This window comes from Roseivirga sp. E12 (assembly GCF_017592825.1).
GTDB lineage: Bacteria > Bacteroidota > Bacteroidia > Cytophagales > Cyclobacteriaceae > Roseivirga.
The window spans coordinates 43,034-66,200 of record NZ_JAGFMD010000001.1; the positions used below are offsets into that span (position 1 = coordinate 43,034).

17 protein-coding genes are annotated in these 23,167 nt (G+C 41.5%); 7 read left to right on the forward strand and 10 right to left on the reverse strand.

The annotated features are described in order from the left end of the window. Positions 1-68: 68 nt before the first annotated feature. Positions 69-473, forward strand: coding sequence for a helix-turn-helix domain-containing protein (locus J4E76_RS00230; RefSeq protein ID WP_208500395.1), 405 nt, complete (start codon positions 69-71; stop codon positions 471-473). 130 nt (positions 474-603) lie between these two features. Here the strand turns inward: J4E76_RS00230 and trxA are convergent, their stop codons facing one another. Both trxA and dnaE read right to left on the reverse strand, forming a co-directional pair. Next, on the reverse strand, positions 604-939 hold the full coding sequence (trxA, locus tag J4E76_RS00235; protein ID WP_208500397.1) for a thioredoxin: 336 nt from the start codon (positions 937-939) through the stop codon (positions 604-606). Between the two features lie 103 nt (positions 940-1,042). Beyond that, positions 1,043-5,335, reverse strand: a complete 4,293-nt coding sequence (gene dnaE, locus J4E76_RS00240; RefSeq protein WP_208500398.1) for a DNA polymerase III subunit alpha — start codon at positions 5,333-5,335, stop codon at positions 1,043-1,045. A 164-nt stretch (positions 5,336-5,499) separates the two neighbouring features. On the opposite strand from dnaE, the gene J4E76_RS00245 reads away from it, so the two are divergent. Continuing rightward, complete coding sequence (locus J4E76_RS00245; protein ID WP_208500400.1) at positions 5,500-8,070, forward strand: M14 metallopeptidase family protein; 2,571 nt, start codon at positions 5,500-5,502, stop codon at positions 8,068-8,070. A 67-nt stretch (positions 8,071-8,137) separates the two neighbouring features. Here J4E76_RS00245 and J4E76_RS00250 read toward each other — a convergent pair whose 3' ends face one another. Then, the gene (locus tag J4E76_RS00250; RefSeq protein ID WP_208500401.1) at positions 8,138-9,376 is read right to left on the reverse strand and encodes a hypothetical protein; all 1,239 of its coding nucleotides are present in this window, start codon (positions 9,374-9,376) and stop codon (positions 8,138-8,140) included. Positions 9,377-9,579: 203 nt separating this feature from the next. On the opposite strand from J4E76_RS00250, the gene J4E76_RS00255 reads away from it, so the two are divergent. Then, on the forward strand, positions 9,580-10,614 hold the full coding sequence (locus J4E76_RS00255) for a hypothetical protein (RefSeq protein ID WP_208500402.1): 1,035 nt from the start codon (positions 9,580-9,582) through the stop codon (positions 10,612-10,614). Between the two features lie 459 nt (positions 10,615-11,073). Here J4E76_RS00255 and J4E76_RS00260 read toward each other — a convergent pair whose 3' ends face one another. Then, positions 11,074-11,355, reverse strand: a complete 282-nt coding sequence (locus J4E76_RS00260; protein WP_208500403.1) for a hypothetical protein — start codon at positions 11,353-11,355, stop codon at positions 11,074-11,076. Positions 11,356-11,593: 238 nt separating this feature from the next. After that, positions 11,594-12,913: a tRNA (N(6)-L-threonylcarbamoyladenosine(37)-C(2))-methylthiotransferase MtaB gene (mtaB, locus tag J4E76_RS00265; protein WP_208500404.1), complete on the reverse strand. Its 1,320-nt coding sequence runs from the start codon at positions 12,911-12,913 to the stop codon at positions 11,594-11,596. A gap of 238 nt (positions 12,914-13,151) precedes the next feature. Between mtaB and J4E76_RS00270 the strand changes: the two genes are divergently transcribed. Beyond that, complete coding sequence (locus J4E76_RS00270; RefSeq protein WP_208500405.1) at positions 13,152-15,314, forward strand: glutamine synthetase III; 2,163 nt, start codon at positions 13,152-13,154, stop codon at positions 15,312-15,314. A gap of 82 nt (positions 15,315-15,396) precedes the next feature. Next, positions 15,397-16,284 carry an alpha/beta fold hydrolase gene (locus tag J4E76_RS00275; RefSeq protein WP_208500407.1) on the forward strand — a complete coding sequence of 296 codons (888 nt, stop codon included), beginning with the start codon at positions 15,397-15,399 and terminating at the stop codon, positions 16,282-16,284. Here the strand turns inward: J4E76_RS00275 and J4E76_RS00280 are convergent. Genes J4E76_RS00280 through J4E76_RS00295 form a run of 4 tightly spaced genes read right to left on the reverse strand, consistent with a single transcriptional unit; the run spans position 16,276 to position 19,633 of the window. Continuing rightward, a complete protein-coding gene (locus J4E76_RS00280; RefSeq protein ID WP_208500409.1) occupies positions 16,276-16,437 on the reverse strand; it encodes a Lacal_2735 family protein in 162 nt (53 codons plus the stop codon). The genes J4E76_RS00275 and J4E76_RS00280 overlap by 9 nt on opposite strands. Positions 16,438-16,481: 44 nt before the next feature. Continuing rightward, positions 16,482-18,005 (reverse strand): toxin-antitoxin system YwqK family antitoxin, encoded by a 1,524-nt coding sequence (locus tag J4E76_RS00285; protein WP_208500411.1) that lies wholly within the window; start codon positions 18,003-18,005, stop codon positions 16,482-16,484. Positions 18,006-18,058: 53 nt separating this feature from the next. Further along, a complete protein-coding gene (locus tag J4E76_RS00290) occupies positions 18,059-18,634 on the reverse strand; it encodes a hypothetical protein (RefSeq protein WP_208500413.1) in 576 nt (191 codons plus the stop codon). A gap of 3 nt (positions 18,635-18,637) precedes the next feature. Next, positions 18,638-19,633: a beta-ketoacyl-ACP synthase III gene (locus tag J4E76_RS00295; protein ID WP_208500414.1), complete on the reverse strand. Its 996-nt coding sequence runs from the start codon at positions 19,631-19,633 to the stop codon at positions 18,638-18,640. Positions 19,634-19,841: 208 nt separating this feature from the next. Here J4E76_RS00295 and J4E76_RS00300 point away from each other — a divergent pair, with 208 nt between their 5' ends. After that, positions 19,842-20,594, forward strand: a complete 753-nt coding sequence (locus J4E76_RS00300) for a DUF6503 family protein (RefSeq protein WP_208500415.1) — start codon at positions 19,842-19,844, stop codon at positions 20,592-20,594. Here the strand turns inward: J4E76_RS00300 and J4E76_RS00305 are convergent. Next, positions 20,583-21,281, reverse strand: a complete 699-nt coding sequence (locus J4E76_RS00305) for an SOS response-associated peptidase (RefSeq protein WP_208500416.1) — start codon at positions 21,279-21,281, stop codon at positions 20,583-20,585. The two genes, J4E76_RS00300 and J4E76_RS00305, sit on opposite strands and share 12 nt — an antisense overlap. A gap of 190 nt (positions 21,282-21,471) precedes the next feature. Here J4E76_RS00305 and J4E76_RS00310 point away from each other — a divergent pair, with 190 nt between their 5' ends. Beyond that, a complete protein-coding gene (locus J4E76_RS00310; RefSeq protein WP_208500417.1) occupies positions 21,472-23,115 on the forward strand; it encodes a pyruvate dehydrogenase complex dihydrolipoamide acetyltransferase in 1,644 nt (547 codons plus the stop codon). Positions 23,116-23,167 lie beyond the last annotated feature (52 nt).

Sequence of the window (23,167 nt, forward strand, 5' to 3'; positions counted from 1 at the left end):
GAATAGGTAACTTGTAAAAAACAAGTTATTCAAATCTAAAAACTAACTTGCAAAAAACAAGTTATGAAATGAAAAAGTTGAAAACGCGTACACATTGTCCCATTAGCTTTGGCCTGGATTTCTTTGGTGATAAGTGGTCCTTCTTGATTATAAGAGACCTAGCATTCAAGGGGAAGAATTTCTATAACGACTTTTTGGATGGCGGGGAAGGCATCTCTACAAATATCCTATCTGACAGACTGAAGCAGTTAGAGTTAATTGGAATTATTACTTCTGAAAAAATAAAGCAGAAGCAGCTTCGAAAGAAATATACACTCACGGAGAAAGGAAAAGACTTAATACCGATCCTTATCGAATATATAGTTTGGTCTTTTAAATATGACCCAGAAACAGAAGCGGGAGAGGATTTCGTAAACCAAGCAATTAATGATCGCGCGAGCCTATTAAAGGGGATTCTAGATTCACTGGAGTGATTCTAAAAGGTGCAGTATTTACCAGCCTATAGTTCGGTGATGGGGGGCTAGGTTTTGTTGACTTCTAAACCTAAAAAAGCCCCAACTCTCGTCAGGGCTTTCAATGTTTTGAATTAGATAATGCTATTGCTTAAGCTTCTGCTCCGATAGCCTCGTCTAATTTATTTGTCAATACGTTCTTCGGTACAGCACCGATTACGCTATCTACAACCTCGCCACCTTTGAAGTAAAGCAGGGCAGGGATAGATCTGATTCCGTATTTGATAGAGATGTCTTGGTTGGCATCAACATCAACTTTTCCAACTACTGCTGTTTCGCTATACTCACCAGCTATTTCTTCCACTACAGGACCCACCATTCTACAAGGACCACACCAAGCTGCCCAAAAGTCAACTAATACTGGTTTATCAGAGTTCAACACTAATTCTTCGAAGTTGCTCTCGTTAATTTCTAATGCGTTCGCCATTATCTCTATTATTTATGCTTTGTTATTTTTTCTAATTCACTGCAATGACATCAAAAGTAATTAAAAAGTTCCGAACGAATAACGGAACAAATTACAATCTGATTTATGCCGTAATCAAATGTGCACCATCGGTGTATTGCTTCAACCCTTTGATCAATTCATTGTTTGGATCGATCTTCATTTTTCTTGCAAAAAGCTCAACAGTAAGGTTTTCGGACCTGTCTACAAGCTCGACTTTTAGGTCAGTAGTTCCTTGATGTTCATCTGTCAGCTTCATGATGTTTTCAATCAATTCTTGATCGACCATCTTAGCATCTAACTTAATGTGGATGCCCTTTCCACGCTTCTCCCTCAACTCGCTCAGAAGCGAAATGGCAAAAGTCTGTAGTTCCCAGTCTTCTGGCGTTGGGTTGATGCTTGGGTTTTCCCTAATCTCTTTTTGCTTGCGCCAGTTAATCTCAACACGACCAGTAATAAATAGGAATTCGCCAGGCCTTAAGTATTGCGCATGGTTGATGTACTTTTCGCCCATCAGGAATAGCTCAACAGAACCATTGTAGTCTTCAACACTGACCACTCCATAGGGCTTGCCATTTTTGGTTTGACCATTCCTAATGCTGTTGACAATACCGCCAATGGAGATCTCCTGATTCGGGAATTTATTGATGTCATTGATTGGTTTGCAGAAGCTTTCCAGTTCTATTTCAAATTGATCCAATGGGTGCCCTGAAATGTAGAAACCGACAATTTCCTTCTCTCGCTTCAACTTTTCCATCTGGCTAAAAGGCTCCATGTCAGCTACACTTGGTAGAGGTGTTGCTACATTGCTGTCTCCACCAAAAAGCGACACTTGGGCAGCATCCTTTTCAGCCTGTTTGGCATTGGCATAGCGAATCACCTTTTCAATTAGTGTTTGCTCACCTTCAGGAGCCCAGAGGTATTGCTTGCGGTGATACTGTTCAAAACAATCGAAGCCTCCTGCCTGTGCCAGGGATTCGAAGTTTCTCTTATTTACCGTTCTCAAGTTGATGCGCTCAGCGAACTCGAATACGTTCGGATAAGGGCCTTCTTCTTTTCTAATATTAATAATCTCTTCGATTGCGGCTTCACCTGCACCTTTTACAGCACCCATACCAAAACGGATTTCCCCCTTGGCATTTACTGTAAACTTGTAATTAGATTCATTGACATCTGGTCCAAGGACTGGAACACCCATGCGCTGGCATTCTTCCATAAAGAAGGTTACCTGCTTAATGTCGTTCATGTTGTTACTCAATACAGAGGCCATATACTCTGCAGGGTAATGAGCTTTTAAGTAAGCAGTTTGGAAGGCAATGTATGCATAGCAAGTCGAGTGTGACTTGTTAAAGGCATAGGATGCGAAGGCTTCCCAGTCACGCCAAATCTTTTCGAGTTTGTCTTCGGCATGCCCTTTGGCTTTGGCCTGGTCGACAAACTTCGGCTTCATCTTATCTAGCACCTGACGCTGTTTCTTACCCATGGCCTTACGCAGGACATCAGCTTCACCCTTGGTAAAGTCAGCGAGCTTTTGTGAGAGCAGCATCACTTGCTCTTGGTACACAGTGATACCATAAGTCTCTGCCAGGTACTCTTCCATATCCTCCAAGTCATAGGAGATAGGCTCGTCACCATGTTTCCTGCGGATAAATGAAGGAATGTATTCCAATGGTCCTGGGCGGTAGAGAGCGTTCATAGCAATGAGGTCTGCAAACTCTGTAGGTTTGAGTTCCTTCATATACTTCTGCATACCAGCAGATTCATATTGGAAAATACCTACAGTCTCACCACGCTGGAATAATTCGTAGGTCTTGGTGTCATCTAGTGGAAAGTCATCTGGAACAAGATCAACATCATGCTTTTCTTTGACATTCTTGACAGCGTCCTTGATTAAGGTCAAGGTCTTCAGTCCCAAGAAGTCCATTTTCAACAGACCTGCATCTTCAACAACGGCATTGTCAAACTGTGTGCACCACATGTCTGAGTCTTTTGCCGTTGCAACAGGTGCAAAGTTGGTAATGTCATCTGGCGTGATGATTACTCCACAGGCATGAATTCCTGTATTACGAACAGAGCCTTCCAAAACTCTCGCTTGGTTTACTACTCTTCCTTCGGCAGTATTTCCTTTGGCAATGTTCTTTAATTCATTGGCGAGCGGAATTTGTTCAGATCTGATTTTTGCCTTGAGCTCTGGTTCGCTTAGTGAGAATAACTTGGCAAGTTTGATGTCCGGAACGAGTTTGGCGACACGATCGGCATCCGGAAGTGGTAATTCCATAACCCTAGCCGTATCCCTGATGGATGACTTAGCGGCCATAGTACCATAGGTAATGATCTGGGCTACCTGATTTTTGCCGTATTTCTCGATTACATAGTCAATCACCTTTTGACGACCTTCATCATCAAAGTCAATATCAATATCGGGAAGTGATACCCTATCTGGATTCAGGAAACGCTCAAAAAGGAGGTCGTACTTGATAGGGTCTACATTAGTAATGTTAATACAGTAGGCCACAACTGATCCAGCGGCAGAGCCCCGTCCCGGACCAACAGAGACACCCATTTCGGTTGCTTTGTTGGTAAAATCCTGGACAATCAGGAAGTAACCGGGATACCCAGTGTTTTCAATTGTAGCTAACTCAAAGTCTAGTCTCTCGGTGATTTCATCAGTGATCTCACCATAACGTCTTTTGGCACCTTCATAAGTGAGGTGTCTCAGGTAAGCATTCTCACCTCGTTTTCCTCCGTCCTGGTCGTCTTCCGGATGAATAAACTCATCAGGAATTTCAAATTTTGGTAGTAAAACCTCTCTCGCTAGTTTGTAGGCTTCTACTTTCTCAACAACCTCATTGGTATTGGCAATGGCTTCCGGAATATCAGAGAAGAGCTTTTTCATCTCTTCAGAAGATTTCATATAGAATTCATCATTCGGGAAGCCATACCTGAATTCCCTACCACGCTTACCAATGTATTTCTTGGGCTTGTTTATTGACTCGGCATCTTTAACACATAGGAGAACATCATGTGCTTCTGACTGCTCTTTCCTTGTGTAATAGGTGTTATTGGCAGCAATCGGTTTGACATTATACTTCTCGCAGTATTGCAGAAGGATTTTGTTGACATGTTCCTCTTCTGGAAGGCCATGGCGGTTTATTTCGGCATAGAAGTCATCTCCAAACTGCTCTTTCCACCAGACAAAGGCTTCTTCTGCTTGCGTTTCGCCAACATTCAGGAGTTTAAATGGCACTTCTCCCCACAAGCCACCTGTTGTTACTATTAGGTCTTCTTTGTATTTGATCAGGTCATTCCTATCAATTCTAGGGACGTAATAGAATCCTTCGGTAAAGGCAATGGAAGAAAGCTTGACGAGGTTGTGATAACCATTCTTGTTTTTGGCCAGAATCACGGTCTGAGCCCCATTGTCTTGAACTTTCTTATTTGTTCGGTCAGCACATATGTTGAATTCGCAACCAACTATGGGCTTAATGTCATTGGCTAAGGCAGCACTTACAAACTGGAAGGCGCCCATCATATTACCATGGTCTGTCAATGCCACAGCTGGCATGCCCAGTTCTTTGGCAGTATTGACTATTCCGTTGATCTCAGATACAGCTTGAAGTATGGAGAACTGCGAGTGTACATGTAGGTGAGAGAAGGGGACATCTTCTAATGCGGAAAGTGCCTGTGTATCAACTTTTGACTTACCAGTATCTGAACCCTTTTCTTTCTCTTGCGCGAAATTAGCGGCATCCAGTTTTGGTGCTTCATAGACAACCTCGTTTAGTTTTAAAGAGGGGTCATGCGGAACAACACTCTCCTTAATCAAGCCAAAGAAGCACCTTGCAGTAGCATCTACATCATATGCCGCATCGTGCGCATCTGCAAAGGGTACACCAAAGAGTTTGGTGTGTAACTCGGTAAGGGTGGGCCACTTAAACTGACCACCACGTCCGCCAGGAATCGCACAAAAATCAGTGGATACTAACTTGGTGTCGAGTGGTTCAAGCTCTTCTAATTCATTTTCGAGTTCAGCTCTTAGGTATTCTGAGCCTACGATGTTGTAATCAAACTCAATATTATGACCAATCCCCGATGTGGCTCTTTGAATGTCTTCCTTGAATAGGGCTAAAACTTCCTTAAGATCATGTCCTTCAGCAAGTGCTCTTTCGGTACTAATACCATGTATTTGTGCTGAGTTATAGGGGATAGTAAAGCCTTCTGGTTTTACAATCAGGTTCTGTGCAGTGACTAACTTACCGTTAGGTTCATGCAGTTGCCAGGCCAGTTGAACCAATCGAGGCCAATTATCAAAATCAGTAAGGGGGGCATTGTAATTCTGGGGTAAACCGGTGGTTTCAGTATCAAATATCAGATACATAAGTACTTAGATAGATTTGTTGATTTTGGGCCTGAATTAGTTGACTAAAGTAAAGAAAACCCACCAAAATCACCCGCTTGTTTTAACAATTATCAGGCTGTATAAAAACAGTCGTCAAAGCTTCTTCTTAATCCTTATATTCAGGCAAACCTGATTTAACAAAGATGAAATATTCAATCCGACTATTGGTGGTTCTTTTCTTAGTGATAGGCTTTAATGCTTACGCTCAAATACCACACCCTCGAGAAACTTTCGGTCATGAAGTAGGTGCTGACTATAAGTTGGCCGATTATGATCAAATGCTAGCGTATTACGATAAGCTGGCGGCCTCAACAGATCGTGTTCAAATGATCGAAATTGGAAAATCCTCCATGGGCCGGCCGATCAAACTTGTTTTCATATCCAGTAAGGAAAACATGAAGCAACTGGATAAATGGAAAGAGATTTCTGAAAAGCTTTCCCGTGCCGAAATTACAGAAGAGGAGGCCAGAAGGCTTTCCAAAGAGGGAAAGGCCATTGTCTGGTTTGATGGTGGTATGCACGCTACTGAGCGTGCTCACGCTCAAATGACATCTGAGTTGATGTGGAAGATAGCTTCCGAAGAGTCGGATGAAATGAAAAAGATTAGAGACGAGGTCATCAGCTTAGTCGTGCCAGTAATTAATCCTGATGGTGTAGACATTGTAGTTGATTGGTATAGAAAGACCTTGGGAACTCCATTCGAGAGTTCAGGGCCTCCGGTGTTATACCAGAAATATGTCGGTCATGATAATAACCGTGACTGGTTTATGAATAACATGCAGGAAACTAAAGTAATCACCAATGTCCTGTACAATGAGTGGTATCCTCAGATCGTACACAATCATCACCAAACAGCACCAAGATGGGCGATGATTTTCTTGCCTCCTTTCCGTAGTCCTGTTAATCCTCAGATACACCCAGGAATAACTACTTCGGTAAATCTTGTTGGAACCGCCATGGCACAACGATTTGCAATGGAGAAGAAACCAGGTGTGATCGCCAATGTAGGTTTTAGTATGTTCTGGAACGGAGGAATGAGAACAGCTCCCTATTATCACAATCAGATCGGTATTTTAACTGAGGTAGCGCAGCCAACACCTACTCCAACAAATTATGATCCTGAGAGGAAGCCAGAAAACATAAGAGGTTTGCCTTCTGATGGTTCCGAGATTTTCTATCCTTATCCGTTCGAAGGCGGAGAGGTTAAATTCAGAGATGCCGTTGAATATATGATAACCGCTTCAATGGCGATTCTTGACTTGGCGGCTGATAAAAAGGATGAATTTTTATACAACATCTATAGCATGGGTCGAGATGCAATTACCAATGCTAATGGAAAAGGAGCTTTCGCCTATGTGATTCCAAAAGATCAGTACAATCCTTCTGAGGCGATCAACTTAACGAATGTTTTGATGCAGGGTGGACTGAAGGCTCATAGGGCAACAGAGACTTTTAGCGTCAATGGCAAAAACTATGAGGCCGGTTCAATCATATTTTATGGTGCTCAATCATTCAGGCCTTTCTTGGCGGATTTAATGGAGGTTCAGGAATACCCTGACCAGTTTTTGTATCCAGGTGGGCCACCGCAGCCTCCTTATGATTTAGCGGGTTGGACACTTCCAATTCAGATGGGTGTTTCCGTTGATAGAATCGAGGAGGATTTTGTAGCGAAGGTTGATCCAATAAATGAGAAGATGACTCCTGACGCAGGCACTGTATCAGGTAACGCCCGCTATGGTTATGTGCTTTCTAACAAGGATAATCAAAGTGCAACTGCGATAAACAGACTTCAAAAAGCAGGGTATACTGTAAGTCAGTTCACCACCGATCAAGATGGTATTGAAGCGGGTTCGTTTTTAATTAGGTCAAAGCGCGGTTTGAACGATAAGGTGAAGGAATTGAGTAATGACTTGGGACTAGATTTTTCTGGTATTACGAAAAGGCCTACGGCAAATTATAACGAGTTGAGAAAGGTTAAAATTGGAATCTATAAATCTTGGCAAGCCAATATGGATGAAGGTTGGAGTCGATGGATGCTCGAGCAATTTGAGTTTGACCTAGATACACTTCATAATGAGGATATTCAAAGCGGAAACTTGAGTCAGTATACGGCTATCCTTTTCCCTGATCAGAGACCAGCTGGAATCATGAACGGTAATTCGGCCAGAAGAGCTCCTGAAAAGTTTGTGGGAGGAATTGGTAAAGAAGGTGTTGCTGCCTTAGACGCCTATGCGACTGCGGGCGGGACTATTATCTTTTATGATAAAGCCAGTGATTTTGCGATCCAGCAGTTCAAATTGCCAGTAAAGAATGTAACTGCAGGTATCAAGCCGAATGACTTCTTCATCCCTGGTTCTCTGGTACGAATGGATGTAGACAACAAGAACAGACTTGGGTTAGGAATGCCATCTCAGGTATCTGCTTCATTTAACCAAAGCCGCGCTTTTAAGATTGATGAGAATGCTGCTGGAGTTATGGAGGTGTCCAAATACGCAGGAGAAGATATTTTAATGAGTGGATGGGCACTAGGAGAGGAGACTCACTTGGCCAATACATCCGCTATGGTTCATGTAAAGCGTGGCTCTGGAGATTTAGTAATGTTTGCCTTTAGACCACAATTTAGAGGACAATCGAGAGGAACTTATCGAATGATATTTAATTCGATATTCATGGGTGCTGAGAAGAATAAAAACCCATTGTCAGATAAGAAATAACATTCAGAACATAATAAGCAAACAGAAAAGGCCCACCATTTGGTGGGCCTTTTCTGTTTAAGACCCTTCAATTAAAGTCTTCAAAGAAGATAGTTTTCTGGTTATTCGAGAGCTTGGCGTAATCGAGCTCTCCGGCACCTTCAAAGCGAAATTTGAAGCCAACTATATCTCCAATGTTGGTTTCATATGGTTGGGTAAAGATCAGCTCTTGATTAAGTAAGTAATGAGCCATTCCCTTAGATACTTCAAGCCGGAAGTCATTCCATTGAGTAGCTTCTATTCCAAAAGAAGAGAGGTCGTTTTCTTTTCCCGAGTGAGATTCACCCGAGGTAATAAGATATAAGTCGCTAGTGCAGCCGGGAATGGAAAATGGCGTCAGAAACACGCCATCTTTTGCATGGACAAGCACTTGTACGCGTTGGCAGATGCCATTACTCTTTTTGTACGTGTTTCTAAAGCGTGTTTCAAAAACAAAGTCATCGCTAGCTGTGCTTTCGAAATCATCAAAAAAGTGATAGGTCAATAAGTCAACAGATTCACTGTCTTCATCATGAATTTCTTTTAATAAGCCCTCGGTAAGACGAATACGACCATTTGTCGATAACTCATGGTTGTATAAATACCTAGGGGAGTCAGAATGGTTAATTGTTGCCATCCAACCATCAGTGCGAATGTGTAGGTCTTGCTCTTTGAGAATACGATTGTTTGCAAGGAGCTTGGCTTTGAAGTAACCAGGGTAATAGTATATGCCTGTGGCAGCTTCTTTATTGGGGTCTATGCTAAAAGTTAGCTTTTCGTTCCATGATTGTTGGATTGTAGCCTCTTCGACTTCATTGTCTCCAAAGTCATAGGTAAAAACTACTGAGTTGGGTAATCCCAAAGTCACTGGTTCAGCTCCGAATTTCACTTGTGATAAATCAATAGGCTTAGAGCGTTGTGAAAAACTGACAATGGCTACTGTAGTCAAAGCAAGTGCTATAAGAATGACAACGGGTCTTAAGTTGATCGATGGTTTAGATTTCGGTTTAGGAGCTGCCGAAAACTGTTCACTATTTTTCAGGTCGCTCCAATTATCATAGCCTATGAATTTGGCTAGAGCATTAAGAGTAGAAATACTCGGTTCACTCGAATAGTTGACTTTTCCCCACACCCGCTTTAAGGTAGTGACACTTAATTTGACTCCGGTCTCATCAAAGATTCGATCGCTCAGTAGATCAAAGTCTTGGTTTTGCCATAAATCATTGGAAATCCAGCCTAACTTCTTCTCAATCCTTCTTAGACAATATTTGAGTAACTCTCTATTCATAGATGATAACAAATGTAAGTACTGAAGATACGTGAATTAGGTTGCACAGCTTTGAACAGAGTTGCACGGAGATTTTTTAGTCGATGGAGAGTGATACTCGTCTAGAGAGAGAAACCATTAATAAGATTATGCAACAACGTTTTCAAATTACGCTTTTAATATGCTTGACTCTTTCATCACTTTCAGTCGCACAAGAATATAAAATGAGCCCCGAATTATGGGATGTGACAGGAGCAGGTCATGTGTTCGAGACATTCGAGGGAAAGCAAAGTCTCTATCTGTTTAGAAGCAGGGCTAACCTTAAGACAGAGGTTGAATTTTTAAATGGAATTATCGAGTATGATATTTTTGTTACCGAAAGAAGAGGCTTCCCAGGGGTAAGGTTCAGGATTCAAGATGCTGGGAACTTCGAGGAGTTCTATATTCGTCCACACCAATCAGGAAACCCAGATGCAAATCAGTATACTCCGGTTTTCAATGGACTAACGGGTTGGCAGCTGTACTATGGCTCAAGATATGCAGCGCCAGTGACTTACAAGATGAATGCTTGGAATCATATCAAACTGGTGATTGTAAATAGCGAGGCTGAGGTTTATATCAATGATATGGAGCAACCCGCACTTTATATAGCAGAGCTTAAAAGAGATCCCGCTTCCGGAAGTATCGGGTTTAACGGTGGAGGGCCTTCTCCATTTCATGTTGCTGACCTTAAAATCACTAAGGTTGGCAATCCGGTGCTCAAAAGTAAGCGAACGCCCATGCCAGATTTAGAAGAAGGTGTTATAAGGTCTTGGCAAGTTTCAAATAGTTTTCCGGAAAAGAAGGTTGATGGTGTTTTTCAACTTGGGAGAGATCAAAAGCAAGGACTGACTTGGGAGAACATTGATTCAGAATTTCCTGGATACGCCAATTTGGCTCGCTTTGCAAAAATCAATGCTCAAAACAATACAACCTTTGCCAAGGTGATTATCACCTCTGACAAAGAGCAAGTGAGGAAGCTGACTTACGGTTTTAGTGACCGTGTTAGAGTTTACCTGAACGACAAAATACTGGCTGGAGGTAATGATAGGTTCACTTCTAGAGATTATCGCTTTTTAGGTACTATGGGGTATTTCGATGAGGTCTATTTGCCTCTGAAAAAGGGTAAAAATGAATTGTGGGTTGCTGTTACAGAGAATTTCGGAGGATGGGCCGTAATGGCCAGATTTGATAATCAAGAGGGGATTAAAGTAGATTAGGTTCCCGATTCAAAGAAGGGAGGCTTTTGGCCTCCCTTTATATCTAATAGAATTTTGATTAATCCACTATGCGATGGCCATGAGGCCTATCTTTACTATTAGCACTGATACTATTAAAATCAGTATATCTATTTTTCTTTCTTGAGCTATATCCTTTCTTAACCAAGCTTTGAACTTTGCCGCTCTTGACGGTGAAATATTTGATTGCTTCAACTCCAAATTTGAGTGTTCAAAGCGCTTCACAGACCCTTTGTGCAAAAACGATTTATTCCTTCTCGTATTGAGAAGAGATTGGTTCGAATTGTGAGTACTAAATGCCCCTGTTGACGTAATTGCTCCCATAACTTTAAATTTAATTTCTATTTGTTTTTACGCAATAGAGAGCGATTTGTTGCCATTTTTAAAGTAAAACTTACTGATATAATAGTAAAACTATCAATTAGCCATTTTGACCCACTTTTAAAGAAGAAAAAGAAGGCTAATCACAAGGGTAATTGAGAACATAAATGCCACTGTCATTTTGATCTTTCGGGCCTTTCGCTCGGCACGTAGTTTGGCTCTGAGCTTTCTCATATAAGCCGGTGTCGCTTTTTTGAAACTATACTTCCGATAAGCACTGATCGGCTTGCCTTTGAATGCATTGTGCTCTTTGATGTTAAAGGCACCAGTGCTTTTTCTCAATAATGCGCGATTAGAACGAAGGCTCTTGATCGCAGCTAACATAAATCCTGCTCCATTCATAATTTTAATATCTAGGTATACCTAGTTAATCGCGGAAATAGAGCCCTCTGTTCAAGATTCTGAATGAGAGGAATTAGACAAGGTTAATCGGGGTTGGTACTCCTCACTATATTAAAGTTGAGTGACCTTGCTATTCTTACTAAGTAGTAATATCTACTATGCTAGAATATCCAGATGAGCAGAGTCGATTTTAGAAACGAATGATGGAGTGGTGTTTAGAAATTTCGAAAATTAAAGTCTAATGCGTTTCTAAAACCATTTCCGGTTCCTGAACATCCACAGTTCCATTTTCATTGATGGACCGCAGAGTCACTTCTTTCAATTCATTAATCAGCAGTGGATCGTATTTTGCAGATACGCGCACATAGTTCTCAGTGAAGCCATGCATCATGTCGTCTTCGATGTCATTTTCAAACAGAACAGTTCTGGTGGTGCCTAATTGAGATTCATAAAACTGACGTCTTTTCTTTTCAGAAAGTATGCGAAGCATTTTCGAACGTTCTTGCCTTTCTTTCAAAGGAACTACATCACCCATTTCGGCAGCTGTAGTATTGGCTCTTTCGGAATAGCTAAACACATGAAGATAGGAGATAGGTAGCTCATTTAAGAAGTTATAAGTCTCCAAGAAGTCATCATGGCTCTCTCCTGGAAAACCAACAATTACATCGACACCAATGCAGCAATCAGGCATTAACTGCTTGATTTTGTTTACTCTATCTTCGTAAAGCTCACGCAAATACCTTCTACGCATCACACGCAGGACTTTATTGCTACCTGACTGTAATGGTATATGGAAGTGAGGCACGAAACGATTGGAGTGACTTGTATAATCAATGATTTCGTTTGTCAACAGGTTTGGTTCAATCGAGGAGATACGAATTCTGTCAATACCCTCAACTTGATCAATAGATTTCACCAAGTCAACGAAACGTTCTTCACGTTTGCCGTCTACGATCCCAAAATCTCCAATGTTGACTCCTGTTAGTACTACTTCTTTAACATCAGTGTTAGCAATCTCTTTAGCGGATTGAATGATGTTGTCAATGGTGTCACTTCGACTCTTGCCTCGAGCAAGAGGTATGGTACAGAATGCACAATGGTAGTTACATCCGTCTTGAACCTTGAGGAAGGTTCTTGTGCGATCATTGATAGAGTAAGCGTTGTTAAAGGCTTTGGCCTCTTTGACTTCCGATGCCAATACTTTGGCTTCAGGCGTTTTCACGAAGCCATCAAGTAATTCTAAAAGCCTAAATTTTTCGGCAGCACCCAAAACGGCATCCACTCCTTTTATCTCAGAGATTTCTTTCGGCTTTAACTGAGCATAGCATCCAATAATGGCTACATACCCGTCAGGGTTAATCTTTTGAGCTTCCTTGACAATTTTCTTACACTTCTTGTCGGCATTTTCGGTAACGCTACACGTGTTGATGATGAAAATGTCTGGAGTATCTGAAAAAGGAACTTTTGCATAGCCCTTCTCCTCGAAACCTCTCGCAATGGTAGAGGTTTCAGAAAAATTCAGTTTACAACCGAGGGTATAGAAGGCTACTTTTTTCATTTCTGTTCTAACAAGGCGCAAAGCTAGTAAAAAACATGCTTTTACCCATGATCAGGTTCGAAACCCATTCTTATCCCAAATATTGAGTTTCTCAACGTATTGGATTTAAATGAGGGGTGTTTTGAGTGGATTTGTTGTAAAATCTTAATTTTCGGGAATAAAATTGAAGTGATTTCGATGTGAATTACGTAAAACTGTTAATTTTGAACTCAAATTTAACCCAAATAATCAACAAGACATGTCGAATCAACGCCAACGCGCATTAAATGTAGTCCAAAATAGGACCACAGACAGAGTTATTGCGCCTTCGAACAAAATATCGGACTTCTATGCCGATGATGTTTTCAATAAGGACAAGATGCGTTCTGCCCTTGCGCCAGATACTTTTAAAAAGGTACAAAGTGCAATAGATAAAGGCAGAAAAATTGATGTAGACACTGCTAATGAAATAGCATCTGCAGTCAAAACTTGGGCTTTATCTAAAGGAGTTACTCACTATACGCACTGGTTTCAACCATTGACTGGTTCTACTGCTGAAAAGCACGATTCATTCTTTGATGCTCATAAAGGAGTAGAGGTTTTAAAAGGTTCAGCATTGATTCAACAAGAACCTGATGCATCTTCTTTTCCGAATGGTGGTATCCGTTCGACTTTTGAAGCACGTGGTTATACTGCTTGGGACCCAAGTTCGCCAATCTTCATTTGGGGACGTACCCTTTGTATCCCGACAATCTTCGTTTCATATACCGGAGAAGCACTTGATTACAAAGCGCCATTGTTGAAGGCTGTCGAGGCAGTTGACAAGGTAGCTACTAAGGTTTGCCAACTTTTCGATAGAAATGTTAATAGGGTAAGCGCATCTCTAGGTTGCGAGCAAGAATACTTTGTGGTAGACAGAGCTTTATACAATGCAAGACCTGATTTAGTTATGGCGGGTAGAACTGTCTTTGGTCATCACCCAGCAAGAGGCCAGCAGTTAGACGATCACTATTTCGGTTCAATTCCGAGTAGGGTTTATAACTATATGAAAGATTTTGAGATTGAGTGTCTTAAATTGGGTATTCCAGTTTCTACGCGTCACAATGAAGTGGCACCTTCTCAATTTGAGGTAGCACCACTTTTTGAAGACATCAACGTGGCTACAGATCACAACTCCCTGATGATGGATGTTATGGATCGTGTTGCCGAAAAGCACTCACTTAAGGTGCTCTTCCATGAAAAGCCATTTGCGGGTCTAAATGGTAGTGGAAAGCATAACAACTGGTCTTTGATCACTTCTACAGGAGTGAATGTATTTCAGCCGAGTTCTAGTGCTAGAGAAAACCTTCAGTTTTTAACCTTCTTAGTAAATACTGTGAAGGCGATACATGACAATGCTGGCTTATTAAGAGCAAGTATTGCTTCTGCCGGTAATGATCACAGGTTAGGAGCAAATGAAGCACCTCCAGCCATCATGTCTGTTTTTTTAGGTTCAGAATTAACGACTGTTTTAGACTCACTGGAAAGTAACGGTAATCTGAAAGTTGACAAGGGGGATAACATGTATATGAAATTGGGTATCGATAAGATTCCTGAAATTATCCTTGATAACACCGATAGGAACAGGACATCTCCATTTGCCTTTACTGGAAATAAATTCGAGTTCAGAGCTGTTGGATCGGATCAAAATGTAGCCGAGCCGATGACAGTCTTGAACCTGATCATGGCTAAGCAATTGAAAGAGTTTCATGCGGCTGTTAGTGCTCAGGTAGATAAAGGAGAGGACAAGAAGATTGCGATTGTTAATGTCTTAAGAGAATATATTAAGGCTTCTAAGGCTGTTCGATTTGAGGGTGATGGTTATTCTGATGGTTGGGCTCAAGAAGCTGAGAAAAGAGGCTTGCCTAATGTAAAGGATTCCGTTAGAGCATTGGACGCTTACGTGGCTGATGAGGCTAAAGCGACTTTTGAGGAGTTTGGTGTGATGACAGGTATTGAGCTTGATGCGCGTCATGAGATCCAGCTTGAGAATTACATTATGAAGATCCAAATTGAGGCAAGGTTAATTAGTGAGCTAGGTATGACTCAAGTTGTTCCTGCAGCATTGAAGTATCAGAACAAGCTAATGGATAATGCAAAAGGGTTGAAGGAATTTGGTTTGGATAACTCTCATGTGAAATCTGTATTGGATAAAGTGAATAAACATGTTGCAGTTATTCAGTCAAATATTTTGGCAATGAATGGCGAAAGAGGTGAGGTTAATCTAATTGAAGAAACACATGAAAAAGCTCAGGCATACTGTGACAGAATCAAAGCGAAATATTTCGATGTGATTAGAGAATCGGTGGATAAGCTAGAGATTATTCTGGATGACGAAGATTGGCCACTCTTAAAGTATAGAGAAATGTTATTCTTGAGATAATTTTCAAGAAAGACGATAGATTTGAAACCACCCTGATATCTCGGGGTGGTTTTTTTGTTTAGTTTCATGAAAACTTCATTGAATGGGAAAATGGCGTAAAAGAATCAGAGTAGGGTGTCTGTCTATGTTGGTGCTGTTTATTGTCTTAACTCAGGTGGTTAGCGGCTGTGTAAGTTTCAGTATGTCTGATAAGGAAGTAGAAGAATACTTCGAGGAGGAGCCTAATAAACCTGTTAGTAAATTCTATGATGTAGATGGCTATACCATGCACTATATGTATCAGGATATGGACAAAGAGGGGAGTCTGGTCTTTATACATGGGACTCCAGGATCATGGGATGCATTCATTTCTTATTTTAAGTCAGACACTCTGATCGAAAGGGCGAACATTGTTTCTCCAGATAGACCTGGCTTTGGTAAGTCGAGCTATGGAAAACCTATTAAATCTCTAAAAGAGCAGTCAAGGTTATTGAAACCCATGCTTGAAGCAATACCTGCACCAAGGATATTGATTGGACATTCGTTAGGAGGGCCAATCGTAGCCAGAATGGCAATGGATTACCCAGAATTGGTAGACGGTATCATTATGCTTGCTCCTGCTTTAGACCCAGCATTGGAACCGAACGAAGACTGGTTTAGAATTCCGATGAGGTGGCCAGTGATCGGAGCCATTGCACCTAAAATATTTAGGATTTCGAACGAAGAACTTGTCTTTCTGGATGAAGAACTAGAGTATATGTTGCCACTTTGGAAGGATATTACCATTCCAAGTGTTGTCGTTCAAGGAGCTAAAGACAAACTTGTGCACCCAGGAAATGCAGCCTTTGCCGATAGTATGCTAGTAAGTGCTCCTAAGGACATTGTCTTTCTTGAAGAGAGCAATCACTTTCTGCCTTGGAACAAGGGTGCGCTTATACGAAGAAAAATTGTTGAGATGCTCAATCAGATTAAGTCTGATTCGCTAAGGTAGCTTTTCGATCTGCTTGATTAAGGCATCTGCTTCAGCAGTTTTCAGATCACTGGCTTTTCTATCAGTATGAGAGAGTTTGTAGGCTTCGCCAACCAGCTTTTCGTACTTTTCTTGGAGTTTTTCTTTCTCTGTTTTTTTACTGAACCAACCCATCTTTTTCCATTTTGATGCATTAACAGTATACTAACCGAAAATGTTTATCTCCTTTCTTCTATAAGCTCACCGTTTTGGTAGACTTCAGTTTTAATGAGCCTTCCAGTTCCTGAGAACACTTTCCATTGGCCATTGCGAACCCCTTGGACAAGCTGGCCCTCAGTGAGTTTTTTGCCTCTTTCATCAAAGAATAGCCAATTGCCATTTGGATAGCCATTTTGATAAGGCCCTCTTGAAAAGAGTACTCCATTAGCATAATAATTGATGACTTGCCCATTCCCATTGTTCAAGTCACCGCTGTCTAGTGTTTTACCTCTTGATGAGGTGAAACCTGAGATTTCGAGGAGTTTTCCCTTTCTCCATGTCTCTTCTTTCATTGGCTTACCAGATTGATGAAAGTAGCCCCAAAGACCGTCTTTTTCACCTGCCATGTATGAACCTATAGACTCCAGTTTTCCATTGGAGTAATAAACAAACCACTGACCCACTTCTAAGTCGAATCGGTAGGTTCCTTCACTAATCAGTTTGCCTTGATCATTGAAAAACTTCCAGTTGCCCGTTCTTTTATCAATATCGAAAGAGCCAAACTGGGCGATCATGCCATTTCCATGATAGAACTTCCATGGTCCAGTCTTCAAACCAAGTTTGTATTCACCCTCCATCATGACCGCACCGTTTTCATAATACTGTCTAAAAGTGCTATCCATGAGCCCCAGCTTATAATAGGTTTTTGACTCAACCTGTCGATTGGCATACCAACTGGTGGCTTGGCCTACAGGTTTGTCATCAACGTAGTCGATTTCTGAAGCTTTTCTTCCATTCAAATGATAGCTCTGCCATTTGCCTGTTTTATTACCCTTGTCGTAGTACTCGATGGCGGATTTTCTTCTTGGTTCATGAAAGTATTCCCACTTGCCATCTCTGAGCCCATTTACAAAAGCACCCCTTTCAATTATTAGTCCATCATAGTCGTACTTTTTCCAGTCACCATTCAGTAAGCCATTGGTGTAAGTGGCATCCAATGTCTTCGCTCCGTACTCATCAAAAACAGCATATGGTCCTTCCAGTTTCCCCGATTTATACTCCGACAAGATTTGCGTATCTCCACTCTCAAAGTATGAAATCCAAACTCCATTTTTCAGACCCTTTTCAAAATTGCCTTGATCCAAAGGTGTTTTGTCATCACGATATGACTTCCATTCACTATTCAGGTAATTGTTCTCAAAATTGGCTCTAACAGCCATAGAGCCATTGGGGTGAAATAGGATATAAGGACCTTGGATGGTATCTGATTTGTAGGTCAGGCGAGCCCTCTCTAGTTTGTTGACATATATCAGCCAGACGCCATCTCTTTTACCATTAGTATATGGACCTGTTTGAAAATAAGAGCTGTCTTGATTGTAGGCAACCCATTTCCCAGACCGGAGCTCATTCTCGTATTCTCCTTTTAGGGTCAAGGATTCCTCATCAACTGGGAAGATTAATTCGAAACCGGTTTCTTGTGCCTTTAAGGTATTCATGGCTAACAAGCCTAGCACTATGCAGAGCTGCAATTTGATGTTGTTCATATCCAATTTGGTGTCTGGTTGAGACACTGGCAAAATATCAAATATTGAGCCAACTAATCTTGACCGAAGAAATCTTTGAAACATTCAACTCCTAAACGCTCAAAGTCATCAATTTGATTCAAATTATATGACTTGAAAATTTTTAAAGCCTCATTTGACTGATAAATCCCTCTAGCTTTTTCTAAAGAAGAGACATTGATATCAATCGAATTGATAATTGAAATTTCGGTTTCCCAAATATTATCTGCCCAAGTCATGGTATAGCCCTTACTTGTTAATCTCGATAAGTAACTTTCATAAATTGTCTTGGGCTCTCCTTTTAGCAGAAGACTAAATGAGAAGAAATTGCCATACCAAATCACAGACCGGAAACTATAAGCATCCGTTTGCCCCAGTGAGGCAGGAAAGTCTATCACTTGAAAAGGGAAGCCTTTGTGGTTATTGCCTTTACTGACTTTGAATGGAGTCTTGCCTAGTTTTGCGGGTAGGTGGAAAGGCTTTTCTTCAATGAGAGAGGATAGGCTTTCATGGAATGAATAGAGTAGACGGTTGACTTGTGTGTCTACTTCATTTTTAATGATAAAGCCTTCAGAATCGGTGATGAAATCTTTTTGCCTCTCTGTTAACATGTCTTACCAGCGGATAAGAGAGGACGCCCATGTAAATCCACTCCCGAAGGCCGCAAGACAAATTAAGTCACCCTCCTTAATTTTTCCTTTTTCCCATGCTTCACTCATTGCAATCGGGATAGAGGCGGCTGTTGTGTTTCCGTAATGCATGATATTATTAAAGACCTTGTCATCAGGAAGTTTGAATTGTCTTTGCACAAAGTTGCTAATCCTCAAATTGGCTTGATGAGGGATAAGTAGGTCAATGTCTTCGGTAACGTGACCGTTTTCTTGCAAGGCTTCATTTATCACTTCCGAGAACCTGACAACTGCATGCTTGAATACAGTATTACCATTCATAGTCAGGTTGAAAGTCTTACCATCTAGCATATCTTTGGAGAGTCGCGTTTTTCTACTTGAGCCTGGATCGTGAACATAAAGCTCTTCTGCGTAGTCACCATCGGCATGCAGATGTGTTGAGAGTACACCACGGTCCTCATCAGTTGCCTGAAGAATAGCTGCACCAGCACCATCGGCAAAGATTACAGAACTAGAACGTCCTTCCGTAGACTTATCCAGAGCTGAGGATTGAATCTCTGCACCAACCACGAGAACAGTTTTGTACATCCCGGTCTTAATAAATTGATCAGCCACAGAGAGTGCATATATAAAGCCAGAACAGGCATTTCTTATGTCTAGTGCTCCTATGCCTTGCAAGCCGAGTTCCCTTTGTAATAAGACGCCAGAACCAGGGAAGAAGTAGTCGGGAGTTATGGTAGCGAAAACAATGAATTCAATGTCCTTAATCTCTATACCTGCGCGGTCAGCAGCCATTTTTGTAGCTCTGGTTGCCATGTTCGAGACGGTATCTTTATCTGGGTTAAACCACCTACGTGCTTCAATTCCTGTCCTTTCTACAATCCAATCATTGGTAGTATCCATGATCTTCTCTAGGTCGGCATTGGTTACCACATTTTCTGGGACATAGTGTCCAATTCCGGTTATCCTTGACTTTTTCACTCCTTGGCTTTTAGGGTTCTCTTTGACTGGCTTAATCCGATTCCATAGGTTTGGCCTGTACAAGTAGTATTGGAGTCGAAGTTAAAGAATTCTGATGAATTCGATTGCCAGTTTTTTGAACTCGATTTTGTGAATTGATGAATTAAGAAAATCTATGTAACCTGTTTCCTATCTCTGCGTAACAGTGTGGATAGGGTTTTTTCAACGAATGAAAAATTATAGTCTGTACTGTCTGATTTTTGTCGGACTGGTGTGTTTGGAGAGTTGTGGAGATGATGAGCAGAAGTTATCTGCAGATCAGATAATCCAGAAGGCAGTTGAACGCCATGGGGGAGAAAAGTACAACAATATGGAAGTTGAGTTTGACTTCCGAAAGCGTCATTTCAGAGCCAAAATCAGCAAAGGTCAGTATGTTTATGAACGCAGCTTTCGTAGTAAGGAAGGTTGGGTTACTGACGTTTGGTCGAACGACAAGTTCAAAAGAATGATCGATGAAAAAGAGATCAAACTTGACCAAGAAAACCTTAGAACCTATCGAACCGCAACCAATTCTGTAATCTATTTTGCCTTATTGCCCTTTAATCTAGATGACCCTGTTGTCAACCGTCAACTAATGCGATCGGTTGAGATCAATGATAAGGCCTATTATAAGGTTGAGATGACTTATGGCCAAAATGGCGGAGGAGAAGATTTTGAAGATGTCTATGTCTATTGGATCGATAAGGAGGATTTTACAATTGATTACCTGGCCTATAGCTTCAATATCAATGGTGGAGGAGTACGATTTAGAGAAGCCTATAACCAACGGGAGGTAAATGGAATCCGCTTTCAGGACTATCGAAACTATACGATCGACAAAGACTTTCCGGCTCAGGAGTTGGATTACGCTTTTCAGACCAAACAGCTGAGGTTACTCTCTGAAATTAAGCTTGAAAATATCAAGGTAGGCTTAGTTGAATAAAGTCAAATTGCCAAACTGATTGGCAGGAGGTACCTTTTCCCACAATGCTTTATTATTGAAATTAGGATCTGACAGCTTCGGATTGATAGTATGTTGAAAGATATGCTCTTCACTATAAGGCTTGATGAAATCATGAATACTTTCAGAAGTATTTGATTCATTTAGCCATTCCAACAACAAGTCATCATTTAAAATAGCAGGCATTCTTTCGCTAACCTTGATCACTTCGGAAGAAGCGGGTGTGGTAATCATCATAAAAGTGTGAACAGTGTCGCCAGCTTCAGTTTCAAAAGAGTCCCAAAGTCCCGCAATAGCAAAAACCGCATTGTTCTCTAGATGAAATCGATAAGGCACTCTTTCCTTTTTGGCTATCTCCTTCCAACTATAAAAACTGTCCGCAACGATGACGCAACGCTGCATTTGTAATGACTTCTTTAAGCTTGGTTTAGTGAGAATGTTCTCCACTGGGGCATAAAGTAGCTTGTCACTTACCCCTCTGCTTTTTGAAAAAGAAGGGTTAATTCCCCAGTAAAAATGAGATAAGTGTTCAGGGTTCTCACTGGTAATTACCGGTAGCACATCACTTGGTTGAGCGTTAAAGGTTGGTATATAGTCGTCTGCAACTTCGGTTTGAAAGTGTTCAGCAATGACCGATCCTTGAGCCGCAATGGAGTAGTTGATCTGCATGAATTAGTTTTGAGAAAGTTACTCCAAGTTGACTAAAAAAGCTAATCGTACTTGTCATCATATTGATGCTGAGGGATGCAACAATCGTTTGCAGAAAAAGGGTGAAAAGAGGAGTACAGAATAGCGTATCTTTAATTTGAATATAGAGCTATTTAAAACTATTTTTGGTGCTCAAATTTTAGAGAGATTTATGGCTGAAATTGTAAGAATGCCGAAAATGAGCGATACCATGGAAGAAGGGGTAATCGCGGTTTGGCATAAAAAGGTAGGAGATAAGGTAGATTCAGGTGAGTTGATGGCCGAGATAGAGACAGACAAGGCTACAATGGATTATGAATCTTACAACGAAGGGACAGTACTCTATTTAGGTGCTACTGAAGGAGATGCCGTCCAGGTAGATGGTATTTTGGCCATCGTTGGAGAAGCTGGTGAAGATTATCAAGCATTGCTGAATGGTGGTGCTGTTGCTACCAGCGAACCTAAAGAAGAAGTTGAAACAGCTGCTCCTAGTGCAGCTCCAAGCGAGAAGATTGACACAAGTGCCATAAACGCTGAAATTGTAAGAATGCCGAAAATGAGTGATACCATGGAAGAAGGTACCATCTCGGCTTGGCACAAAAAAGTTGGTGATACAGTGGAGTCAGGCGAATTAATGGCTGATGTAGATACTGACAAAGCCACAATGGAATATGAGTCCTATAATGACGGTACCGTACTTTATTTAGGTGCTGCTGAAGGAGAAGCTGTTAAAGTGGATGGAATTCTGGCGATCGTAGGTGAGCCAGGTGCCGACTACGAAACTCTAATTAAGGCTGAAGGACAAGGTGGGGCAGAAGAAGCTCCTGCACCACAAGTAGAAGCTGCTCCCGCAGCGGCCGCACCCACGACTAGTTCGGCTCCTGCGTCAAGTACTCCAGCTCCTGCACCGGCAGTAGCAACATCTTCTAATGGCAGAGTAAAGGCTTCTCCATTGGCTAAGCGTCTAGCTTCAGAAAAAGGAATTGACATCAGCCAAGTACCAGGAAGTGGCGAAGGAGGAAGAATTGTAAAAAGAGATGTTGAAGGCTTTGTTCCTGCTGCGGCTCCTGCGAGCCAACCAGCAGTAGCTAATGATGCTCCAGCACCAGTCCAACTGCCAACTGTCGTTGGTGAAGAAAGCTTCGAAGAAGTGAAGCTAAGTCAAATGCGCAAAGTGATTGCACGAAGACTTGGCGAGAGCAAATTTGCTGCACCACACTTCTACCTGACCATGGAAATTAACATGGACAAGGCAATAGAAGCACGTAAGAGCATGAATGAGGTGTCTCCTGTGAAAATATCATTCAATGATATGGTCATCAAAGCAGCAGCAGTTGCCTTAAGAAAGCACCCTGGTGTTAATTCATCATGGTTAGAAGATAGAATTAGAACTAACCACCATGTCCATATTGGTGTGGCTGTAGCAGTTGACGAAGGCTTGCTAGTGCCTGTGGTTAAGTTTGCAGACAACAAACCATTATCACATATCTCTGCAGAGGTTAAGGACCTTGGAGGAAAGGCCAAGAGCAAGAAGTTGCAACCTCAAGAAATGGAAGGCAATACCTTCACCATTTCCAACTTGGGAATGTTCGGTATTGAAGAGTTCACGGCCATTATCAACCCGCCTGATGCTTGTATTATGGCAGTGGGAGGAATCAAGCAAGCTGCCATTGTAAAAGATGGACAGTTGGCCATTGGTAATATGATGAAAGTCACCATGTCATGTGATCATAGGGTAGTAGACGGTGCAGTAGGTTCGGCATTTTTGCAAACCTTCAAATCACTACTTGAAGATCCAGTAAGGATTTTGGTTTAGAACAAAGCATAACAAAGTCCCGTATCATACGGGACTTTGTTTTTTAAATACA